Origin of the sequence: Mycobacterium cookii (assembly GCF_010727945.1) — a bacterium.
Classification (GTDB): domain Bacteria; phylum Actinomycetota; class Actinomycetes; order Mycobacteriales; family Mycobacteriaceae; genus Mycobacterium; species Mycobacterium cookii.
In genome coordinates, this window is sequence record NZ_AP022569.1 from 3,763,588 (window position 1) to 3,782,888 (window position 19,301).

18 protein-coding genes are annotated in these 19,301 nt (G+C 65.8%); 7 read left to right on the forward strand and 11 right to left on the reverse strand.

The window, feature by feature from the left end:
* The first annotated feature begins 101 nt into the window (after positions 1–101).
* Positions 102–1,136 carry an ABC transporter permease gene (locus G6N27_RS17790; protein ID WP_163781966.1) on the forward strand — a complete coding sequence of 345 codons (1,035 nt, stop codon included), beginning with the start codon at positions 102–104 and terminating at the stop codon, positions 1,134–1,136.
* Positions 1,137–1,139: 3 nt separating this feature from the next.
* Complete coding sequence (locus tag G6N27_RS17795) at positions 1,140–2,132, forward strand: ABC transporter ATP-binding protein (RefSeq protein ID WP_163778388.1); 993 nt, start codon at positions 1,140–1,142, stop codon at positions 2,130–2,132.
* Between the two features lie 158 nt (positions 2,133–2,290).
* Here G6N27_RS17795 and G6N27_RS17800 read toward each other — a convergent pair whose 3' ends face one another.
* A complete protein-coding gene (locus tag G6N27_RS17800) occupies positions 2,291–3,415 on the reverse strand; it encodes an acyl-CoA dehydrogenase family protein (RefSeq protein ID WP_163781968.1) in 1,125 nt (374 codons plus the stop codon).
* 212 nt (positions 3,416–3,627) lie between these two features.
* On the opposite strand from G6N27_RS17800, the gene G6N27_RS17805 reads away from it, so the two are divergent.
* From G6N27_RS17805 to G6N27_RS17815, 3 genes are read left to right on the forward strand one after another with little or no spacing between them, the layout of a single operon-like run.
* Entirely contained in the window at positions 3,628–4,614 is a 987-nt protein-coding gene (locus G6N27_RS17805; RefSeq protein ID WP_179963297.1) for a MaoC family dehydratase, read from the forward strand.
* Entirely contained in the window at positions 4,533–5,696 is a 1,164-nt protein-coding gene (locus G6N27_RS17810; protein WP_372512985.1) for a CoA transferase, read from the forward strand. The genes G6N27_RS17805 and G6N27_RS17810 overlap by 82 nt, the downstream gene beginning before the upstream one ends.
* The gene (locus tag G6N27_RS17815; protein WP_163778396.1) at positions 5,690–6,991 is read left to right on the forward strand and encodes an amidohydrolase family protein; all 1,302 of its coding nucleotides are present in this window, start codon (positions 5,690–5,692) and stop codon (positions 6,989–6,991) included. The genes G6N27_RS17810 and G6N27_RS17815 overlap by 7 nt, the downstream gene beginning before the upstream one ends.
* Before the next feature lies 1 nt (position 6,992).
* Here G6N27_RS17815 and G6N27_RS17820 read toward each other — a convergent pair whose 3' ends face one another.
* From G6N27_RS17820 to G6N27_RS17850, 8 genes are all read right to left on the reverse strand, one after another.
* Entirely contained in the window at positions 6,993–7,442 is a 450-nt protein-coding gene (locus G6N27_RS17820) for a TetR/AcrR family transcriptional regulator (protein ID WP_163778399.1), read from the reverse strand.
* A 25-nt stretch (positions 7,443–7,467) separates the two neighbouring features.
* Complete coding sequence (locus G6N27_RS17825; RefSeq protein WP_163778403.1) at positions 7,468–8,622, reverse strand: acyl-CoA dehydrogenase family protein; 1,155 nt, start codon at positions 8,620–8,622, stop codon at positions 7,468–7,470.
* Positions 8,623–8,625: 3 nt separating this feature from the next.
* Entirely contained in the window at positions 8,626–9,750 is a 1,125-nt protein-coding gene (locus G6N27_RS17830; protein ID WP_163778406.1) for an acyl-CoA dehydrogenase family protein, read from the reverse strand.
* Positions 9,750–10,646 carry an alpha/beta hydrolase gene (locus G6N27_RS17835; RefSeq protein WP_163778410.1) on the reverse strand — a complete coding sequence of 299 codons (897 nt, stop codon included), beginning with the start codon at positions 10,644–10,646 and terminating at the stop codon, positions 9,750–9,752. The genes G6N27_RS17830 and G6N27_RS17835 overlap by 1 nt, the downstream gene beginning before the upstream one ends.
* Positions 10,647–10,680: 34 nt before the next feature.
* Positions 10,681–11,550, reverse strand: coding sequence for an alpha/beta fold hydrolase (locus G6N27_RS17840; RefSeq protein ID WP_276044643.1), 870 nt, complete (start codon positions 11,548–11,550; stop codon positions 10,681–10,683).
* 82 nt (positions 11,551–11,632) lie between these two features.
* The gene (locus G6N27_RS17845; RefSeq protein WP_163778415.1) at positions 11,633–12,892 is read right to left on the reverse strand and encodes a fatty acid desaturase family protein; all 1,260 of its coding nucleotides are present in this window, start codon (positions 12,890–12,892) and stop codon (positions 11,633–11,635) included.
* Positions 12,893–13,010: 118 nt separating this feature from the next.
* Positions 13,011–13,133 (reverse strand): DUF6131 family protein, encoded by a 123-nt coding sequence (locus tag G6N27_RS25370; RefSeq protein WP_232065122.1) that lies wholly within the window; start codon positions 13,131–13,133, stop codon positions 13,011–13,013.
* 277 nt (positions 13,134–13,410) lie between these two features.
* On the reverse strand, positions 13,411–14,205 hold the full coding sequence (locus tag G6N27_RS17850) for a GAF and ANTAR domain-containing protein (RefSeq protein ID WP_163778418.1): 795 nt from the start codon (positions 14,203–14,205) through the stop codon (positions 13,411–13,413).
* A 471-nt stretch (positions 14,206–14,676) separates the two neighbouring features.
* On the opposite strand from G6N27_RS17850, the gene G6N27_RS17855 reads away from it, so the two are divergent.
* Complete coding sequence (locus tag G6N27_RS17855) at positions 14,677–15,513, forward strand: slipin family protein (RefSeq protein ID WP_163778420.1); 837 nt, start codon at positions 14,677–14,679, stop codon at positions 15,511–15,513.
* Between the two features lie 179 nt (positions 15,514–15,692).
* The gene (locus tag G6N27_RS17860; protein ID WP_232064655.1) at positions 15,693–16,730 is read left to right on the forward strand and encodes a GAF domain-containing sensor histidine kinase; all 1,038 of its coding nucleotides are present in this window, start codon (positions 15,693–15,695) and stop codon (positions 16,728–16,730) included.
* Here the strand turns inward: G6N27_RS17860 and G6N27_RS17865 are convergent, their stop codons facing one another.
* A complete protein-coding gene (locus G6N27_RS17865; protein WP_163778422.1) occupies positions 16,731–18,092 on the reverse strand; it encodes a WS/DGAT/MGAT family O-acyltransferase in 1,362 nt (453 codons plus the stop codon). It lies immediately after the preceding gene.
* Between the two features lie 89 nt (positions 18,093–18,181).
* On the reverse strand, positions 18,182–19,198 hold the full coding sequence (gap, locus tag G6N27_RS17870) for a type I glyceraldehyde-3-phosphate dehydrogenase (RefSeq protein ID WP_163778425.1): 1,017 nt from the start codon (positions 19,196–19,198) through the stop codon (positions 18,182–18,184).
* Positions 19,199–19,301: the final 103 nt, after the last annotated feature.

Here is a 19,301-nt window from a genome sequence, read left to right on the forward strand (position 1 = left end):
TGTCCGCCGGAAGATCCGTGTACAGGGATGATCTCGAACTCCCGTCGGTAGCCTGGGCCGGGTTGGTAATGTCTGGGCATGAACGGTGGGTGCGGTCGCCAGTGCTGATCGCGGCGTTGCGCGATCTGCAATGGCGACGGCGACGCTTCATCATCGCTATCCTCGGCACAGGCGTGGTGTTCGCCATGACGCTCGTCCTCACTGGCGTCTCCAACGGATTCCGTATCGAGGCTCGGCAGACCGTCGAATCCTTGGGCATAGACACGTTTGTCATGAAATCCGGTGCGACCGGTCCGTTCCTCGGAGCATCCCCGTTCGCGGCCGAGCAGGTCGGCGTGGTCGCCAAAGTCGCTGGCGTTACCGATGCGGTTGGCTTGGTGTACTCGCCCACGACGGCAAAGGACGGCACTTCGACCCGCAACGTGAACTTGTTTGGCGCGCCCGCCCCGCCCGTGACGAAGGGCCGGCCGCCTTCGGGCCCCGGCGAGATCGCGGTGTCGAGCACCCTCGGTCGCGCCGTCGGTGACGATCTGGAGGTCGGTTCCAAGACGTTGCGCATCGTCGGGATCGTCGACAACTCGACCGCGTTGGTCAATCAGCCCAATGTGTTCGTCACGGTCGCGGGGGCACAGCAGGTTGCCTTCTCCGGCCAACCCTTGATCTCGTCAATCGGTCTACGGGGCCCGCCCGCCCGGGTTCCCGATGGCTACCGTGCGGTCGGCCGGGACGGCGCGGTGGACGACCTGTTGCGGCCCCTGAAGCCTGCGTATCAAACGCTCACGATCATCGCGGTCCTGTTGTGGATTGTCGCCGCATTAATCGTGGGGTCGATGATCTACCTGTCCGCGCTGGAGCGCACGCGTGACTTCGCGGTGTTCAAGGCGGTCGGCGTATCGACGCGTTCGGTCCTGGGCGGTATGGCTTTGCAGGCAGTCCTGGTGGCTATCGTCTCGGCGGCGTTGGGTGCCGTGCTATCGGTCGCGCTCGCACCGCTGTTCCCGATGCGCGTGGTCGTTCCGCTGTCGGCATTCCTGCTGTTGCCCGCGGTCGCGATCGTGATCGGGCTGCTCGCAAGCGCCGCAGGGCTGCGGCGCGCGGTAACCGTCGATCCCGCGCTGGCGTTCGGAGGTCCCTGAGCCGTGGCCGATCTGGGCATCGAGGATCTGACAGTCGAGTACTCCAGCGGTGGGTACGCGATCCGTCCGATCGACCAGCTGAATCTCGAGGCGGAGGCGGGCTCGCTGGTGATCCTGCTCGGACCGAGTGGCTGCGGTAAGACGACGTTGCTGTCGTGTCTGGGAGGAATCCTGAAGCCGACGTCGGGTCGCATCACGTTCGGCGACCTCAACGTCACCGCGTTGGACGCCCGAGGGCTGTCGAAGTACCGGCGGAGCACCGTCGGCATCGTATTCCAGGCGTTCAATCTGGTGCCCAGCCTCAACGCGATCGAGAATGTGATGGTGCCGATGCGCGCGGCAGGAATCTCCGCCGCCGCCGCGCGCCAACGGGCCGGGGAACTGCTGACGCGTGTCGGTCTGAAAGATCGCATGAGGCACCGACCGGGTGATCTAAGCGGCGGACAGCAACAGCGTGTCGCTATTGCGCGCGCGATCGCACTCGACCCGCCGCTGATACTGGCCGACGAACCAACCGCGCATCTCGACTTCATCCAGGTCGAGGAAGTGCTTCGGCTGATCCGCGAGCTCGCACGTGGCGATCGCGTGGTTGTCGTTGCCACCCACGACACCCGAATGCTGCCGCTCGCCGATCGCGTCGTGGAGTTGGTGCCGCAGTTGGCGTCTACGAACCGGACACCCGAAACCTTGCAGCTGACGCCGGGCTCGGTGGTGTTCGAGCAGGGTGCGATGGGTGATCTGATCTACCTCGTCGCCGACGGTGAGCTCGAGATCGTGCGCGAACTGTCCGGTGGCGGTGAAGAATTGCTCAAGGTCGCCACCCAGGGCGACTACTTCGGCGAGATCGGCACGCTGTTCGGCCTTCCCCGATCGGCGACCGTGCGAGCGCGCACCGAGGCAACCGTGATCGGCTACACGGTGCAGGCGTTCCGCCAGCAGCTGGGCCTCGGCGGCGTGCGCGACCTGATCGAACATCGGGCGCTTACGGATCGCTGAGGCCATCAGCAGCGGACGGCTTCTTGCGGTACCAAGACCCTTGTAGGACAACATCATTCACTGGTCGGCAGCGCGAACGCCATAGCTGGACGCGTTCTCACGCTACCGACTTGTGTGGTGCGCCGCCTTCGACCTTGGGGGCTGATCGACGCGGTGCACTAGATTCCGCCGCGGGACACCAACTGGGCGGCGATGACGTTGCGCTGGATCTCGTTGGTGCCTTCGCCGACGATCATCAGCGGGGCGTCGCGGAAGTAGCGCTCGACGTCGTATTCGGTGGAATACCCGTAGCCGCCGTGTATCCGGACTGCGTTCAGCGCGATTTCCATCGCCACCTCGGAGGCGAACAGCTTGGCCATCCCGGCTTCCATGTCGCAGCGCTCACCGCTGTCGTAGCGTTCGGCGGCATAACGGGTCAGCTGGCGGGCCGCGGTCAGCTTGGTCGCCATGTCGGCCAGATAGTTGCCGACCGACTGGTGCTTCCAGATCGGCTGGCCGAAGCTCTCTCGTTGCTGCGCGTAGGCCAGCGCATCCTCGAGGGCCGCAGTCGCCACCCCAAGGGCGCGCGACGCGACCTGGATGCGGCCGGTCTCCAGCCCCTTCATCATCTGCGAAAAGCCTTGGCCCGCTCGGCCGCCCAGTATCGCCGACCGCGGTGCGCGATAGCCGTCGAAGGACAGTTCGCAGCTCTCCACGCCCTTGTAGCCGAGCTTGGGCAGATCCCGCGACACCGTCAGCCCAGGGCCGTGCTCGACAAGCAGCACCGAGATGCCTTGATGGCGCGGCGTCGCTTTCGGGTCGGTCTTGCACAGCAACGCGATCAGCCCCGACCGTCGCGCGTTGGAAATCCACGTCTTGGATCCGCTGACCACCAGCTCGTCCCCGTCGACCACCGCGGTGGTCGTCATGTTCTGCAGATCGCTGCCGCCGCCCGGCTCGGTGAGCGCCATCGTCGCGCGCAGCTCACCGGTAGCCATCGGCGGCAGGTAGCGTTGCTTCTGCTCCGCGGTGCCGAACAGCGTGAGCAGCTTGGCCACCACCGTGTGGCCGCCCATCGCGCCGGCCAGGCTCATCCAGCCGCGGGCCAGTTCTTGGGTGACCAGCACATAGCACGGCATGGACACCGGCGTGCCGCCGTACTCGTCGGGGACGGCGAGGCCGTAGATGCCGATGCGCTTCATCTGCTCGATCCACGCTTCGGGATACTCATTGGCATGCTCGACTTCGCGCACCGTCGGCCTGACATCCTTATCGACGAACTCGCGCACCGTCGCGACCAGCATCGCCTCGTCCCTGCGCCGCTCCTCCGCATCGCTGCGCTCTGCATCGTCGTCGGCTTCGTCCCTGCGCCGCTCCTCCGCATCGCTGCGCTCTGCATCGTCGTCGGCTTCGTCCCTGCGCCGCTCCTCCGCATCGCTGCGCTCTGCATCGTCGTCGGCGGCGTCGTCATTCAGACCCATCCGGCAATGGTGGCATGCCCGTCAGGCGGGGCACGATGACCGTCGGCCCGTACTTCGACCAGGTGCACACCGGGCAGGTCTTCGCCGGCGCACCGTCGATGACGCTGACCCCGGGACTGGCCGCCGTGCACCAGAGCATCCTGGGCGATCGGCTGCGGCTACCGCTTGACGCCGAGCTGTCGGCCGCCGTCACCATGCTGCCCGCGCCGCTGGCACATCCAGGTCTGGTCTGCGACGTCGCGATCGGCCAGTCGACGCTGGCCACCCAGCACGTCAAGGCGAACCTGTTCTACCGCGGGCTGACGTTTTTCCGCTTTCCCTCGATCGGCGACACCCTGTTCACCCGCACCGAGATCGTCGGGCTGAAGAAGAACGCAGCCAAGCCGGGCCGGGCGCCGACCGGGCTGATGGCGCTGCGGATGACCACCATCGACCAGGCCGACCGGCTGATCCTGGACTTCTACCGCTGCGCGATGCTGCCGCTGAGCCCCGGTGCCGACCCGGACGCCGCCGACCATGCCGACGACCTGTCGACGATCGGCGCCGACCTGGTGCCACCGCCGTCGGCTGCCGCCGAGTGGAATGGCGACGTGTTCCGCGAGCGAGTCCCCGGCCCGCATTTCGATGCCGGCCTGGCCGGTTCGGTACTGCACAGCAGCGCCGACGTCGTCAGCAGCGCACCGGAATTGGTTCGTCTCACCTTGAATATCGCTGGTGTGCATCATGATTCCCGTCTCGGTGGACGTCGCCTGGTGTATGGCGGGCACACCATCGGGCTGGCATTGGCGCAGGCCAGTCGACTGTTACCGAATGTGGCGACGGTGCTCGGCTGGCAATCCTGTGATCACACCGCGCCGGTCTACGAGGGTGACACCGTCTACAGCGAATTGCACGTCGAGTCCGCGGAGCCGACCGACGACGGCGGGTTACTCGGTTTGCGATCGGTGGTCTACGCGTTCAGCGAGGACCCAGACGAACAGCGGCAAGTACTCGACTGGCGTTTCACCGCGCTGCAGTTCTGATGCTGGACGAAGCCCGCCGCGTGGCCGCCGATATCGGCGGGCTTCTCGGTGTCGACGTCGACGCCGCCACCATCGTGGCCGGCCGCGCGGCGATCGTGAACCTGAGCCGGCCCGGCCGTATCTCGGCGGGCGGCGCCACCCGGCTGCTGGCGACCACCGACGGCTGGTGCGCGGTCGCACTGCCGCGCGACGACGATATCGCTGCGCTGCCCGCGCTGATGGAGGTCGACGACGTCGTCGGCGATCACTGGGCTGCGCTGACCCGTTGGGCAGCAACGTGTTCGACGGATGCCGTGATCACCCGCGCTCAGTTGCTCGACATCGCCGCCGCGGCGCTGGGCGAAGCCGCCGCCGCGCCGCCGGTGGTGCGAGCGTGTGGATCGACAGCGCCGCGGCGGGTGGACGGGTTGCTGGTCGCGGACTTGTCGTCGCTGTGGGCCGGGCCGTTGTGCGGTCAACTGCTGGCCCGCGCGGGTGCCGTCGTCGTCAAGGTGGAAAGCCCGAAGCGGCCGGATGGCACCCGCAGCGGCGATCCGGCGTTCTTCGACTGGATGAACGTCGGAAAGCTCTGCTATGCGGTCGATTTCGACAGCGACGGGGATGCGCTGCGGCGGCTGTTGACCGCAGCCGACATCGTCATCGAGGGCTCCCGACCGGCAGCGCTGCGGCGACACGCGTTGAGTGCCGACGACCTACCGGCTCGCCCCGGCCGGATCTGGTTGCGCATCAACGGCTATCGCGATCGACCGGACCGGCCGGCATTCGGCGACGATGCCGCGGTTGCCGGCGGGCTGGTCGACATGGCCGCTGACGGACCGATGTTCCTCGGCGACGCGATCGCAGACCCGCTGAGCGGACTGGAGGCAGCCCGCGCGGTGGGGGAGTCGCTGCGCCGCGGCGGCGGCGAGGTGATCGACGTGTCGATGGCCCAGGTCGCCGCGCGCTATGCGGCATTGCCGAACTCGACAGGCTCTGCGACGCACGCTGGCGCGCCGCCGGTCGGCCGGCCCGCGTCGCCGCTAGGGGCGGACAATGTCGCCGTGGAGCGTTTGGTCGCTGAGAGGCACTGCGCGGCATGCTGATTCAGCGGGCAACGACGATCGACGGCCAGGTCGTCGATGTTCGGGTGGGCGCGCTGATCGACGAGGTCGCCGACACCCTGACCGCGCGACCCGGTGAGGACGTCTTCGATGCCGCAGGCGGCACCGTACTGCCCGGCCTGCACGACCACCATGTTCATCTGCATGCCACAGCCGCCGCGGAGCACTCGATCCGGGTGGGCCCGCCACGGGTGCGCGATCGCGCCGGACTGGCGGCGACGCTGGCGGACGCCGAAGCGGGCGACGACGGTTGGATCCGTGCAGTGGGATACCACGATTCGGTGGCCGGCCCGCTGGATCGCGACGTGCTTGACGCCGTGCTCCCGGCGGTGCCCCTGCGCGTCCAGCATCGCAGCGGTGTGCTGTGGATTCTCAACTCGGCGGGGCTGGCCCGCGTCGGTCTGGCCGACCACCCGGATGGCAGGCTACGCAGCACCGAGTCGTGGTCGGATGCGCTGACCCGTCGCGAAACCAACCTGACCGACCTCAGCGACCGGCTCAGCAGCTACGGAGTCACCGGAATCAGTGACGCCACACCGGATCTCGACATCGTCGATATCGTCCGTCTCGAAGAGTTGCATCGGCACGGCGATTTCCATCAGCACGTCCACTGCCTGGCGCCGGGTAAGCGGATCCTGCACGACGACGACCTGGACCTCGACCGGCTCGCCGGCTTTATCGCGCAGCGGCACCGCGACGGCGGTCCGGTCGCGGTGCACTGCGTCACCGCCGCGCAACTGCTGGTGACGATCGCAGCGCTGCGCGACGCCGGCACCCGGCCGGGTGACCGTATCGAACACGCCGCCGTCGTCCCGCCGGATTGCCTGGCCGATCTGGCCGATCTTGCGGTCACCGTCGTGACGCAGCCGAATTTCGTTGCCGAGCGCGGTGATCAGTACCTCGACGAGATCCCCACTGCCGACCACGATCAACTCTGGCGGGTGGCGTCGCTGCTGCGGGCCGGCGTACCGGTGGCGCTGTCCACCGATATGCCGTTCGGCGACGGCGACCCGTGGGCAGCGATGCGCGCTGCGGTACACCGCACCACACCCAGCGGGAGAACTCTGGGCGGTCATGAATGCATCTCGGCGAGAACAGCTTTAACCCTGTTCCAGGGTCGGCCTGACGAGCCCACCCGGCCGCGCACCGTCGCACCGGGCGAGCCCGCCGACCTGTGTCTGCTGAACGTGCCGCCCGTCACCGCCCTGGCCGAACTGGCCGCCACAATGGTGGCCGCCACGATTGTCGACGGCAAGATTGCCTACACTGCAAGGTGATTCAGGATAGTTCACCGATGAGGTAGCGCTGCAACGTGGGTGCCACCGCATTGACCAGGGTGTCGACATCCATCGAGTGAATCGGCTCGACCCGGACCCCGTAACGCATGATGCCCAGACCGACGACCGCCGAGGCGCACAGCGAGGCGCGGAACTTGACGTGGTCGGCACCGAGCGCCTTGAGCAGTGGGTTGAACACCGGGCCGATGAACAGACCCTGCGCGATGTCAACCGTTTTGGCCAGGCCCGCGGTGGCGATCGCGCTGGCGGCGAACGGGCCGCCACCCGTGGCGTCCCAGGTGGTGATCAGCATGTGCAGCGTTCGTCGGCCGGCCTGGTTCACGCCGCCGCGGACGATCCGGTCGATGAACTCTTTCGTACCGAACGGCAGTTGCAGCTTGCGCGCCACCGGGTCGAGAATCCCGCGGAGGGGGTTTTCACGAGGGGCCACGCTGCCAAGGATGGCACGGTGCGAATCAGTGCGGCAAGTCGCGGAACGGTGTGTCGCGGTACGGCTCAGGCTCTTTCGGCAGCCCCAGCACGCGCTCGCCGATGATGTTGCGTTGGATCTGGTCGGTGCCGCCACCGATCGAGGTGAAATAGGCGTTCATCGTCCGAAATGTCACCGCGTCACCGACCGGGTTCTCCGGTCCGGCGAGCATGGCTTCGGCGCCGACGATTTCGGTCTCCACTCGCGCGGTCTCATGCAAGATCCCTGACATCGCAATCTTGCCGAGGGCCATCAGCGTCGCCGCTTCGGCGCGGTCGGCAGCGGTCCTCGAGCGTTGGGTGTTCCACCGATTGACCGTGACCAAGGCGTCGACCCGGGCTATCTGCTGACGGATGTAGGGGTCGCTGAGCCGACCGGCGTCCCGTGCCAATTCGACCAGGACATTGGACTTCTCGGCTTTGGGCCGCTTGTTCTTTTTGGCAGTGCGGGCCAGATCGCCCATGAAGCGACGCTCGTAGGCGAGCGCGGTCTGCAGTACCGACCAGCCGCCGTTCAGTTCGCCGACCAGGTTCTCGGCGGGCACGCGGGCGTTGTCGATGAAGATCTCGTTGAACTCCGACTCGTCAGTGATCTGATGGATCGGCCGAATGTCGATGCCGCGCTGCTTCATCGGCAGCATGAAGAAGCTGATGCCTTGGTGTTTCGGTACATCCCAGTTGGTCCTGGCCACCAGCATGCCGTAGTCAGCGGTGGTGGCGAAGGACGTCCAGACCTTCTGCCCGTTGATCACCCATTCGTCGCCGTCGCGCTCGGCGCGGGTGCGCAGCCCGGCCAGGTCGGATCCGGCAGCGGGCTCGCTGTAGAGCAGACACCATTTGCTCTCGCCGCGGATCGACGGCGGAATCAGCCGTCGCTTCTGCTCGTCGGTCCCGGCGTCGTGCAGGGTGCAGGCGAACAGGTTCGCGCGGTCGTGGCCGGTGCCCGGCGCGTCTGCCGCAGCGAATTCTGCTGCGACAAGCCGGGATTGCGTGTCCGAGAGGCCGCGGCCGTACCACTCCGGCTCCCAGCTCGGCACCGCCCAGCCAGCGTCGAAAACGAGTTGCGCCCAACTCGCGCGATCGATGCCGGAAGTCCAGTTGGCTGCCAACCATGCACGCACTTCGTCCACGATGTCGGCCACAGCTCAGGCCCCGATCTGCTGCAGATAGCGTTCGCGGTGCCACGACGGGCTGCCCAGCAGCTGGGCGTCGCAGCGGGCCCGTCGCAGATATAGGTGCGCCGGATGCTCCCAGGTGAAGCCGATACCGCCGTGCACCTGGATGCTGGTCGCGGCGACGTGAACGAACGCATCTGAGCAATACGCCTGTGCCAGAGCAAGATCCGCGATGCGCGAGGGCGCATTCTCGGCGAACGCCGCCGCCACGAAGCGCGCCGCCGACACCGCGGACTCGGCCTCCAGCAGCATATCGGCGCACATGTGCTTGACCGCCTGAAAGCTGCCGATCGCGCGGCCGAACTGGTAACGGGTCTTGGCGTAGTCGGTGGCCATCTCGACCACTCGCCGTGCACCGCCGGCCTGTTCGCTGAGCAGCGCGACCGCCGAGCGATCCAGCGCCGCGGCGACGACCTCGACGCCGGCGCCCAGCTGCCCGACGAGACGGGCCGGGGTGTCAGCCAATCGCACGCGACACAGCTTGCGGGTCGGGTCCACCGTGGTCAGCGGCGTCACGACCAAGCCGGCGGTACCCGCGTCGACGGCGAACACGGCAGCTCCCGCGCCGGTGTCGGCCAGCACGTACAACACGTCGGCCGAAAGTCCGTCGAGCACGAAGTGCTTGTCGCCGTTGATAATCCAGGCATCGTCGACGGCACGCGCTGACGTCGAGATGGCCGCAGGCAACCGGGCGGAGCCGTTCTCGGCGAAGGCAACAGAGGCGATCAGCTCACCGGCCGCGATCCGGGGTAGCACCGCGGCGCACTCGGCGGTGTCGCCGCTCTCCGCCAGCAGGCTCGGCACCAGCACCGCCGTCGACAGGAACGGGCCGACCAGCAGCGCTCGGCCCATCTCTTCCATCGCGATGCCCATCTCCACCGGGCCGGCGTCCGAACCCCCGTACTGCTCGGCGATCAGCAGTCCGGTCAGACCCATGGCCGCGAGTTCGCGCCACACCGCCGGGTCGTAACCCGTGTCGGTGGCCATCAGCGCCCGCACCTGCGCCTCATCACAATGTCGTGCGAGCACGTCGGCGACCGCCTCGCGCAGCGCGCGCTGCTCGTCGGTCACCGCGAACGGGACGCCGGCAGACATCAGCTCGTCGCGGCCAGAGCGGATCGCAGACTCGCGCACTCGCTGGCGAAAAACGACCGCGACACACCGGCTTTCGGCACCACGAGGTCGAAGCCGTGAAACGCTCCGGGCACCACCTCGACTTGGCAGGGCACACCGGCCGCGGTGAGACGCTCGGCGTAGACAAGGTTCTCGTCGTGAAACATGTCGTGTGTGCCGACGCCGATCCACGCCGGCGGCAGCCCGCTCAGGTCCTCATGTCGCGCCGGCACCGCGATGTTCGGGTCGGCATCGCCGAGATAAGCCGCCCAGCCGAAGCGGTTGCTCCTCGGGCTCCACAGCCGGTAGTGCGGGCTTTCCGGGCCTGATGCGCTGCGGTCATCGAGCATCGGGTAGGCCAGCAGTTGCAGCCTCGGCTTGATCTCGCCACGGTCGCGCGCCAGCAGTGCCAGCGCCGCCGTCAACCCACCACCCGCGCTGGCTCCACCGATCGCGATTCGCGCCGGGTCGACCGCGGGCAGCTTGGCCAGCCAAGTCAGCGCGGCGTAGCAGTCCTCCAGCGGCGCGGGGTAGGGGTGCTCGGGCGCCAGCCGGTAGTCCACCGCCGCGACGGTCACCCCCAGCTCGCGAGCGAATCGACGACACAGCCGGTCGTCTTGCTTTGCCGTGCCAATCACGTAACCGCCGCCGTGAATCCACAGCAGTGCAGGACCTGGCTGCTCGACGCCGACCGGGCGGTGCAACCGCACCCCGACACCGGAGCCCAGGATCAGGGCCTCCACGCCTTCGGGGTCTTTGCCGCGCGGCACGACCGACGACAGTTTGCGGATCACCCGCAGCGTGCCGGGACCGAGTGGCGATTTCGGCGCGAAACGGGCGACTCTGCGCAGTTCAGGGTGGAACTCAGTGCTCGGCATCGGTCCAGTATCGCCAACGCCAACCGAGTGCCCGCTACGGGCTCCGCAGTTGGCGCGGCATCTGATCGACGTCCTGCCCCGTGGTGGTGATGAAGTCGTCGAGGATGTCCACTACCGCGATAGGGGATTCGACGTGGGGGAAGTGCCCGACACCGGCGAGCACCTCGAGTCGGCTGCCCGGCACGGCGTCGTGGGCCGCGTGGCCGTGGGCGACGGGAATGATCTTGTCCTCTTCGCCCCAGATCAACAGCGTGGGCAATCCATGACTGACGTGGATCTTGCCGAGCGCGCTGACGGCCTGGCCGCGATAGTCCACCACCGAGCGCAACGTACGTAGGAACGCTTGCCGTGTCTGCTGATCCGCCAACGAGGAATAGGCGCTCCACATCTCGGTGGCGCGCGGCGCCTCCACGCCGGCTGACTTGAGCCATGAGCCCAGCTTGTTGCCGACGGTGAGTACCGGCTTGGGCGCGACCACCGGCAGCAACAGTTCGGCGCCGGGTGCCGACAAGAACCGCAGAATCCAGTTCAGGTCGGGACCGAGGCCACCGCTGCTGATCAGGGCCAATCGCTGGCAGTATTCGCGATGTTGGTAGGTGAACTGCATGGCCACACCGCCACCGAGTGACTGCCCGACCACTGTCGCCCGGCTGATGTCCAGCGCATCGAGCAGATCGCGCAGCGACGCAGCGAATGCGCCTAGGGAATAGTCACCGCGGGGCTTGGTCGATTCGCCGTGGCCCAGCAGGTCCGGCGCCAGTACCCGGTACTTCTTCGACAGCTCGGGAATCACCGCCCGCCACGTCGCCGAGCTTCCCGCCATGCCATGGATCAGCAGCAATGCTTCGCCGCTCCCGGCGTCGCGATAGGCAACCCGCTCGCCGTGCAGGTCGAGATAACGCATCTCGCTCACTTGAACCGGCCTCCGTGTTGGTTCCTGACAGCTTACCGCAACCTACGGTACCGTAGGCTACCGGCCAGTAGCTTTACCGACGCTGTCTGCGCTTTACCCGGCGCGCGGGCCGGCGGACCGCTGCGATCGCCGTCTTCAGACCACTGCGACGTCCCGTCGCGGGGTTGCTTTTGGCGACACCGGGCCTTAGTTCGCTGAACATCAACTCGCTGCGGGTCTCCGGGGCGTTATCCGCGGTGTCGCGCAAGAATCGGTCCGGCAGCGACAGCTTGGCGATGGTCCGCCACGTCTTGGCATTCTGTACGAGGAATGAGCCGGTCGTGTAGGGCAAGTCGTATTTGTCGCATACCTCGCGCACGCGCAGCGAGATCTCGTGTAGCCGATTACTCGGTATGTCGGGGTACAGGTGATGCTCGATCTGGTAGCACAGGTTGCCGCTCATGAATCGCATCGCCGGGCCGGCCTCGAAGTTGGCACTGCCCAGCATCTGGCGCAGGTACCAGTGCCCCCGGGTTTCGCCGATCATGTCGGTCTTCGTGAATTTTTCAGCGCCATCGGGGAAATGGCCACAGAAGATCACGGCATCGGTCCAGATGTTGCGGATCACGTTGGCGACAATGTTGGCCTTCAGCGTCGATGTGAAGGTCGCCGCCGGCGACAACGATGTCACCGCCGGGAACGCGACGTAGTCCTTGATCAACTGCCGTCCGGCTTTGGTGACGAATTCGCGGATCTGCCGAAGCGTCTTCTCGCGTTCCGGGCCATCTTCGAGAACTTTGCCGAATTCGATGGGCTGCAACGCGATTCCCCACTCAAAACCGACAGCGAGGATGGCGTTGAAGAGCAGGTTGCCGAGGTTGTAGCCCTTCCAAGGCTGGTCACGGGTGACCCGCAGGGTGCTATAACCCACGTCGTCGTCCATGCCAAGGATGTTGGTGTACTTGTGATGCTGAAAGTTATGGGTCGTTTTCCAGTGTTTCGACACCCCGCTCATGTCCCATTCCCACGTCGAGGAATGGATCTCGGGGTCGTTCATCCAATCCCACTGGCCGTGCATGACGTTGTGGCCGATCTCCATGTTCTCGATGATCTTGGCCAGGCTCAGCGTCGCTGTTCCCGCCCACCAAGCGGAGCGTCTCGAGCTACCAGCGAGGATGAGTCGGCCGGCGATGTCCAGAGCGCGTTGCGCGGCGATGGTGTGACGGATGTAGCGCGCGTCGCGCGCGCCGAGGGAGTCCTCGATATCCAGCCGGATCGCATCCAGCTCAACGGCGAGGTTGTCGATGTCGGCATCGGTCAAGTGAGCGAAGGCCGGAACGTCGGTGATCGCCATCGTTATCCGCCTTTCTTTGGTGTGTATGTGAGGGGGCTGCCGGCCTTGTCCGCCGACGAAAGCACCCGGCTCGGCCGCTCATTGCTCGCTGGCCGAGCCGGGGAGTTCATGCGGCCGATCAGTAGTAGTGTCGGCGGCCGCCGACGGCGTGTCCCGTTCGTCCCAGTACGGCCAGTACTGCGCCGACAACGAGGAGGACCACTCCGGGGGCGATCATGACATGTACCTGGTTTCTGCGGATATGAGTGAGGGGAGGTCGGCTCAGTGGTGGGAGAGGTCAATTAGTGTGTCGCTCAAGCGGTGTGGTGTCGCCTCGCTTGATCGGTGGATCTCGCGTTGCGCGGCCGGGGATTTGCGGCAGTAGGTTTCGCGGCCCAATCGGTTGATTCAGGGTGTGCGGCGCGAGCGAACGCTCGATGGGTCCGGCGGCATAACAGCCAGACCCATTCCGTACCGGCTGTAAGTCTCAGCAACATCAAGACTACACCCCGTCGGAAGTCTCGCGGCAGCGCTAGGGCTCAGGTCGGGTTGCGTCGGGCGTGCGCGCGGCGCACAGCCTCATCGACGATCTGTTGCGCCACCTCGGCCAATTTGCGGTGCTCGGTCTGGCTGATTGCGCGCAGCTGAGTAAACGCCTCCTCGGCGGTGCGCCCGCTGCGTCCCCGGATCAGACCGATCGCCTGATCGATCACCGAGCGCGTCTTCAGCGCCTTCTGCAACTGGGTGGTCAGCGCTATCGCGTGCGAGAGGACCTGTGCGTTATGCACCGCCACCGCCGCCGGTTTCGCGAACAATTCACCTAGTTCGGCGGCATGCTCATCGAAGACGTCTTTGCCGTGGGCGTAGACGTTGATCGCGCCGATCACTCGATCCGACAGCAGGAGCGGCAGCGACAGCGCGCTGTGCACACCTAAACGGCCCACTCGCGGACCGAACCGCGGCCACATCTTCTCCCCACCCAACGACCCAGACCGCACGGTGCGCCGCTCCAGTGCCGCCGTGATGCAGGGTCCCTCCTTGAGGGTCACGTACTGAATCTCGTCAATCTCGGCGACAAACGGGGCACTCGCGGCTAATGCCTCCACCATGTTGTCCAGCCGGTCGACCTGCAACAAGGTCACGCCCGCACCGTCGGCGCCCGGTATCGCGCGCACCGCGAACGTCGAGACCTCGGCGAGCAACTCAGGCAAACCGGCCACCAAGCCCGCCAGATCGCCGATCGCGGCACGCAAGTCGGCAAGATCATCGCTAGCTTGCTGCGTACTCAGCGAGGCCAACGGTAAGTCGGCGACATCCTCGGTGAACTCGGTCATACCTGGGCTCAATTATCTTGGCGGAGCTGGGAATCGACACCGAAATCCAGCGCCCTACCCGTGGCGCGATCGTCACGAGATAGTTGTCAAAGCGATGATACGCCGGCCGAGACGGAGCGGAAACACATTGTCGCGTCGGTCGTCTGCTGCGTGGTCACCCGCGAGCCGTCCAATGGGTGTAGCGTCGAGACTGCTGAGAATTTCAGCTGGCCCTGGGATGAGTTCAGCTGTCCGCCGCTTGACTCAAGGAGCATTGGCTCCGCACCCTCGCAACCGGTGATCCAATGCACCTGAGGTCAGCATGGCCGTCTCGATCATTCTCTACCCCAACACCGGCCGTTACCTGCCCGTCGATCTCGCGAACGAGCCCACGGTACGCGGCTATGAATTCATCCGACTTCTGGCGCAACAGATCCCGACGCCGGCTGCGGACCGCACCCTAGATTCTTCGCGACCTACGAAAGACATGTCATGAAAGTTCTGATCATTGCGTTCGCGGTGCTCCTCGTTGTCGCGCTGATCGCGTTGTCGCTGTCGCTCAGAGTGGTGACTCAGTACGAGAACGGTGTCTTGTTCCGCCTCGGCAAGGTGGTGGGTGTGAAGGGCCCGGGACTGACTGCGATCATCCCGGTCATCGATCGGCTGTTGAAGGTCTCACTGCGGATTGTGACGATGCCGATCCAGTCCCAGGGCATCATCACCCGCGACAACGTCAGCGTCGATATTTCGGCGGTCGCCTACTTCCGGGTTGTCGACCCGGTGAAGTCGGTGATCGCGATCGAGAACATCGACGCCGCGATCAACCAGATCGCACAAACCACGCTGCGTAATGTTGTCGGCCAGCACACCCTTGACCAGGCGCTGTCGGAGACCGACTCGATCAACGCAGATATCCGAAAAATTCTTGACGTCGCAACACTCGAGTGGGGTGTCGAAGTGACGCTGGTGGAGCTCAAAGACATCCAGTTGCCCGACAGCATGAAGCGCGCGATGGCTCGGCAGGCCGAGGCTGAGCGCGAGAAGCGAGCCAAAATTATTGCGGCAGAGGGTGAATCGATGGCCGCAGCCGCGCTGGGTGAGGCATCGGACACAATGATGAGGCACCCGTTGGCGTTGCAGCTGCGCAACCTGCAAACCCTTGTCGAACTCGGGGTCGAGAAGAACACCACCATCGTGTTCCCGGCACCGCTCATGAGTGCGATCGGTGAACTGAGCGGCTTCCTCGCCAGAGAAAGTGCGGCCGCCGCGTCCCCACCCCGACCGGTCACCACCGCGAACGGGGCCGACACGTCAACGGCAAGCGGGTAGATGCGAATTGGCCACGGGAGCAACACAATGATGACCCTGCGCAAGATCGACGCCGACTGGCGGGTTCGCGGACGTGAAACTGCGCCATGACGACAGCTGAGGCGATCGGAATGACCATATCTGCTGTTGAAGCGGAGAAGCGATGCGCGACATCGGAACCGACTTATTCTTCGGTGCCGATGCCCGCAACGGTGTATCGGCCCATCGCCGAACAAGTGCTGAAGCTGACGGGCGCAGAAATCACTCTGGTCGCCATAGCAATGAACCGCGACCTAGCCACGTCGCAGGTAGCCGATCTGGTGATCGTGGAAACCGCCTGTGCGGCAGTGACCTTGGCGCCGACCAATGCCGTCCCGCTCGCCGGTACCTCGATCGAGCAGGCCTTCGTGGAGCGGACCCCGCTACGGCTGAATAACTTCGACGTCGCCATCGACGGCGTCCAGCATGCCGGCCCTGCGCTGATGCTTCCGCTGCGCACCACCGACTCGGTGGCCGGGGTGTTGGTCGCGCTGCGTCATGACGGCGCGCGGACGTTCGGCGACGAGCAACTCGACATGATGGCCGCATTCACCGACCAGGCGGTACTCGCCTGGCAGCTGGGGTGCGCACAGCGCTGGACGCGTGAACTCAACATTCTCGCTGACCGCGACAGGATCGCCCACGACCTGCACCACCACGTGATCCAGCAGATCTTCGCGGTCGAACTGACTCTGCAGGCGACTATTTCGCGGACGCGATCAATTGAGTTGCAGCAGAGACTGTCCGGCAGCATCGACGATCTTCAAGGCGTTATCCGCGAGATCCGCACCGCAATTTTCGACCTGCATGGCGTACCGCCGCACGTCACCCGGCTGCGACAGCGACTCGACGACGCAGTCGCGCAGTTCTGCGGATCCGAGCGGGGTACCACGGTCCAGTTCGTGGGACCGTTGTCGGTTGTCGATGCTGCACTTGCCGATCACGCCGAAGCCGTTGTGCGCGAAGCGGTCGGCAACGTTGTGAGGCACGCCAGCGCGACCAGACTTGCGGTGACGGTCACGGTTGAGGACGACGTGTGCATCGAGGTTATCGACAACGGTCGAGGCTTCTCCTGTGGCGTCAGCGGCAGGGGCTTGTCGGGCTTGCATCACCGCGCGCAGCAGGCCGGCGGCGCGTTCAGCATCACGGATGCTCCCGGGGGAGGGACCGTACTGCGCTGGTCAGCACCGCTGCCCTGATCACCCGGCCCCTTCGCTGATCGCAACCAATCGGGCCACCGCACGTTCGATACCGTCGGCGAGCTCGTCGACATCGGGTACCGCGTCGTAGTCGGCGGTGATACCGAACACCAGATCGTCGCCGTAGCTGAGCATGGCGATGCCCGTGCGGAGGTGCAGCGCGATCGGCGGGATAGGCAGTAGTCGCAGCACATTTCGACCCATCATGCGCAGCCGACGGCGGGGGCCCGGCACGTTGGTGGCCAATGCGACGATCCCGAGTTGGGGAAGCCGGGTCAACAATCGAACCGCCCAGGCCGTCAAGGCGAAGGGGATGTAGTTGGCTGCCGAGAAGAATGCCGACCCGGCTTGTCGTTGCCCGCCGGACTTGACTCTCGTCAATCGGCGGTGCACCGCGTGCAGCCGTTCGACGGGATCGTCGAGCTCGATGGGGAGGTACGGCAGCATCAGGGAGACGCGATTGTCCAGTTGGTTCGATGCGTCGGCCGACCGCACCGACACCGGCACCAGTGTGCGCAGCGAATTTCGTTGCGGCTGTTCGCCTCGGTGCATCAGCATGGCCCGGAAGCTATCGGTAATCGCTGCCAGTGCGACATCGTTGATCGTGACGTCGAACTTATGGCAGATCAGGGCCACGTCGCTGAGGAGCACTTCGGCTGCGCTGTAGCGCCGCAGGTTGCTGACCGAGCCGATCAGTGAGGAATCCGTCGGATTCAGGACGCCTGCGACGATTTGAGCCGCCCCGGTAGCTATGCGAGCGGCGGCACTCGTGACGGCGGTGGAAAGGTGCCAGATGCCGCCGGCCCAGTCCAACGGATTCAGGCTCGGCCCAGACGGACGAGGTGCCGACGACTCGGCGGCGGCACGTATCCGGTTGGCGAACGTCTCTGCATCCGGACCGTCGCACAGCCCCGCGAGCAGGCGCGTCGCGGAGATTCCGTCGGCGATGCAGTGGTGCAGCTTGGTCAGGACCGCCCAGCGGTCCTCGGCCAGCCCTTCGATGGTCCAGCTTTCCCACAGCGGTCGATCTCGATCGAGGCGTCGCTCCATGATGTCGGCGACGACCCGGTACAACGCTGCGTCATTTCCAGGCTGCGGCAACGCAATTCGATGTACATGATGGGCGAGATCGAACTGAGGGTCATCGACCCATTCCGGCGCCGCGAGGTCGAGCGGATGTGTGCGGACCACCTGGGTGAACCGGGGGATCTCAGACACCCGCTCGGCGAGCACGGAGACGAGCGATGCGTGGTCGGGAGCTGGCCCCTCCATGACGGCCAGGCCGCCGATCGCCAGACTCACATGCCGGTCGGAATCCTCCGCCTCGAGGAAGCCCGCGTCAAGAGTCGTCAGGTGCTCCACGGGGGCCTCCAAAGTTGTTTCTTTCAAACACTATTCACCTCGCGTAGGTGCCCCTGCCGAGTCGTGGGGCACCACGCGAGGCAAGCAGCTCACAGGGTCGATGCCACCAGGTCGGTCAGATCGGCGAGGCGGTGCGAGTAGCCCCACTCGTTGTCGTACCAGCCGACGATCTTCACCAGATCGCCAGTGACTTTGGTGAGCCCGGAGTCGAAGATGCACGACGCCGGGTCGGTCACGATGTCGGAGGAGACGATGGGATCCTCGGTGTAGGTGAGGAAGCCCTTCAGCTCGCCGTCGGCGGCGGCCGCAAACGCGGCGTTGACCGCCTCAACGGTCGCCGGCTCTCGGACGACGACGGTGAGATCGGTAGCCGAACCTGTGGGCACCGGCACCCGCAGCGCGTACCCGTCGAGCCGTCCCTCGAGTTGGGGCAACACCACGCTGATAGCGCGGGCGGCCCCGGTGGACGTGGGCACCACGTTGATTGCCGCGGCGCGGGCCCGACGAAGATCGCGGTGCGGACCATCCTGCAGGTTCTGGTCGGGGGTGTAGGCGTGGATGGTGGTCATGAGCCCGCGCTCGATCCCGAATACCTCGTCGAGCACCTTCGCCATCGGCGCCAGGCAGTTGGTGGTACACGAGGCATTGGAGACGACGGTCTGCGTGCCGTCGTAGTCGCGGTGGTTGACACCCATCACGACGGTGAGGTCTGCCCCCTTCGACGTCGCGGATACCACCACCTTCTTCGCTCCGCCGTGCAAGTGACCGCGGGCCTGCTCCGCGGCGGTGAACCGACCGGTCGACTCGATGACGACATCCACGCCGAGATCTCCCCACGGCACGGCCGCCGGCCCGTCGGCGATCGACCACGCCTTGATCCGCTGGTCTCCCACCACGAAGTCCTCGCCGTCGACCGATACGTCGTGCCGGAAGCGTCCGAGGACAGAGTCGTATTTCAGCAGGTGTGCCAGCGTCTTGTTGTCCGTGAGGTCATTCACCGCGACGATCTCGATGTCGGTGGTGCCTGCCGCGCGTTGTACGTCCACCGCACGAAAGAAGTTTCGGCCGACACGACCAAAGCCGTTGACGCCCACCCGAATAGCCATCGTGGTCTCCTCGTGATTCTGTGGTCTAGGAGCGTCGTGCTGCTTCCAGCAAGAGCGGTCGCTGAAGTCGCTCAACCGAGTCGCCGCTTTTCGCCGAGAGGCG

What these genes read in the sequence shown, in the direction of transcription:
- G6N27_RS17835 (WP_163778410.1), bottom strand. Translation starts at nt 10,646, where the DNA reads ATGCCGAGCACTGAGTTCCACCCTGAACTGCGCAGAGTCGCCCGTTTC.
- gap (WP_163778425.1), bottom strand. Translation starts at nt 19,198, where the DNA reads ATGGCTATTCGGGTGGGCGTCAACGGCTTTGGTCGTGTCGGCCGAAAC.
- G6N27_RS17815 (WP_163778396.1), top strand. Translation starts at nt 5,690, where the DNA reads ATGCTGATTCAGCGGGCAACGACGATCGACGGCCAGGTCGTCGATGTT.
- G6N27_RS17805 (WP_179963297.1), top strand. Translation starts at nt 3,628, where the DNA reads ATGACCGTCGGCCCGTACTTCGACCAGGTGCACACCGGGCAGGTCTTC.
- G6N27_RS17850 (WP_163778418.1), bottom strand. Translation starts at nt 14,205, where the DNA reads ATGACCGAGTTCACCGAGGATGTCGCCGACTTACCGTTGGCCTCGCTG.
- G6N27_RS17845 (WP_163778415.1), bottom strand. Translation starts at nt 12,892, where the DNA reads ATGGCGATCACCGACGTTCCGGCCTTCGCTCACTTGACCGATGCCGAC.
- G6N27_RS17855 (WP_163778420.1), top strand. Translation starts at nt 14,677, where the DNA reads ATGAAAGTTCTGATCATTGCGTTCGCGGTGCTCCTCGTTGTCGCGCTG.
- G6N27_RS17840 (WP_276044643.1), bottom strand. Translation starts at nt 11,550, where the DNA reads ATGCGTTATCTCGACCTGCACGGCGAGCGGGTTGCCTATCGCGACGCC.
- G6N27_RS17830 (WP_163778406.1), bottom strand. Translation starts at nt 9,750, where the DNA reads ATGTCTGCCGGCGTCCCGTTCGCGGTGACCGACGAGCAGCGCGCGCTG.
- G6N27_RS17860 (WP_232064655.1), top strand. Translation starts at nt 15,693, where the DNA reads ATGCCCGCAACGGTGTATCGGCCCATCGCCGAACAAGTGCTGAAGCTG.
- G6N27_RS17800 (WP_163781968.1), bottom strand. Translation starts at nt 3,415, where the DNA reads ATGCTGGTCGCGACGGTGCGCGAGTTCGTCGATAAGGATGTCAGGCCG.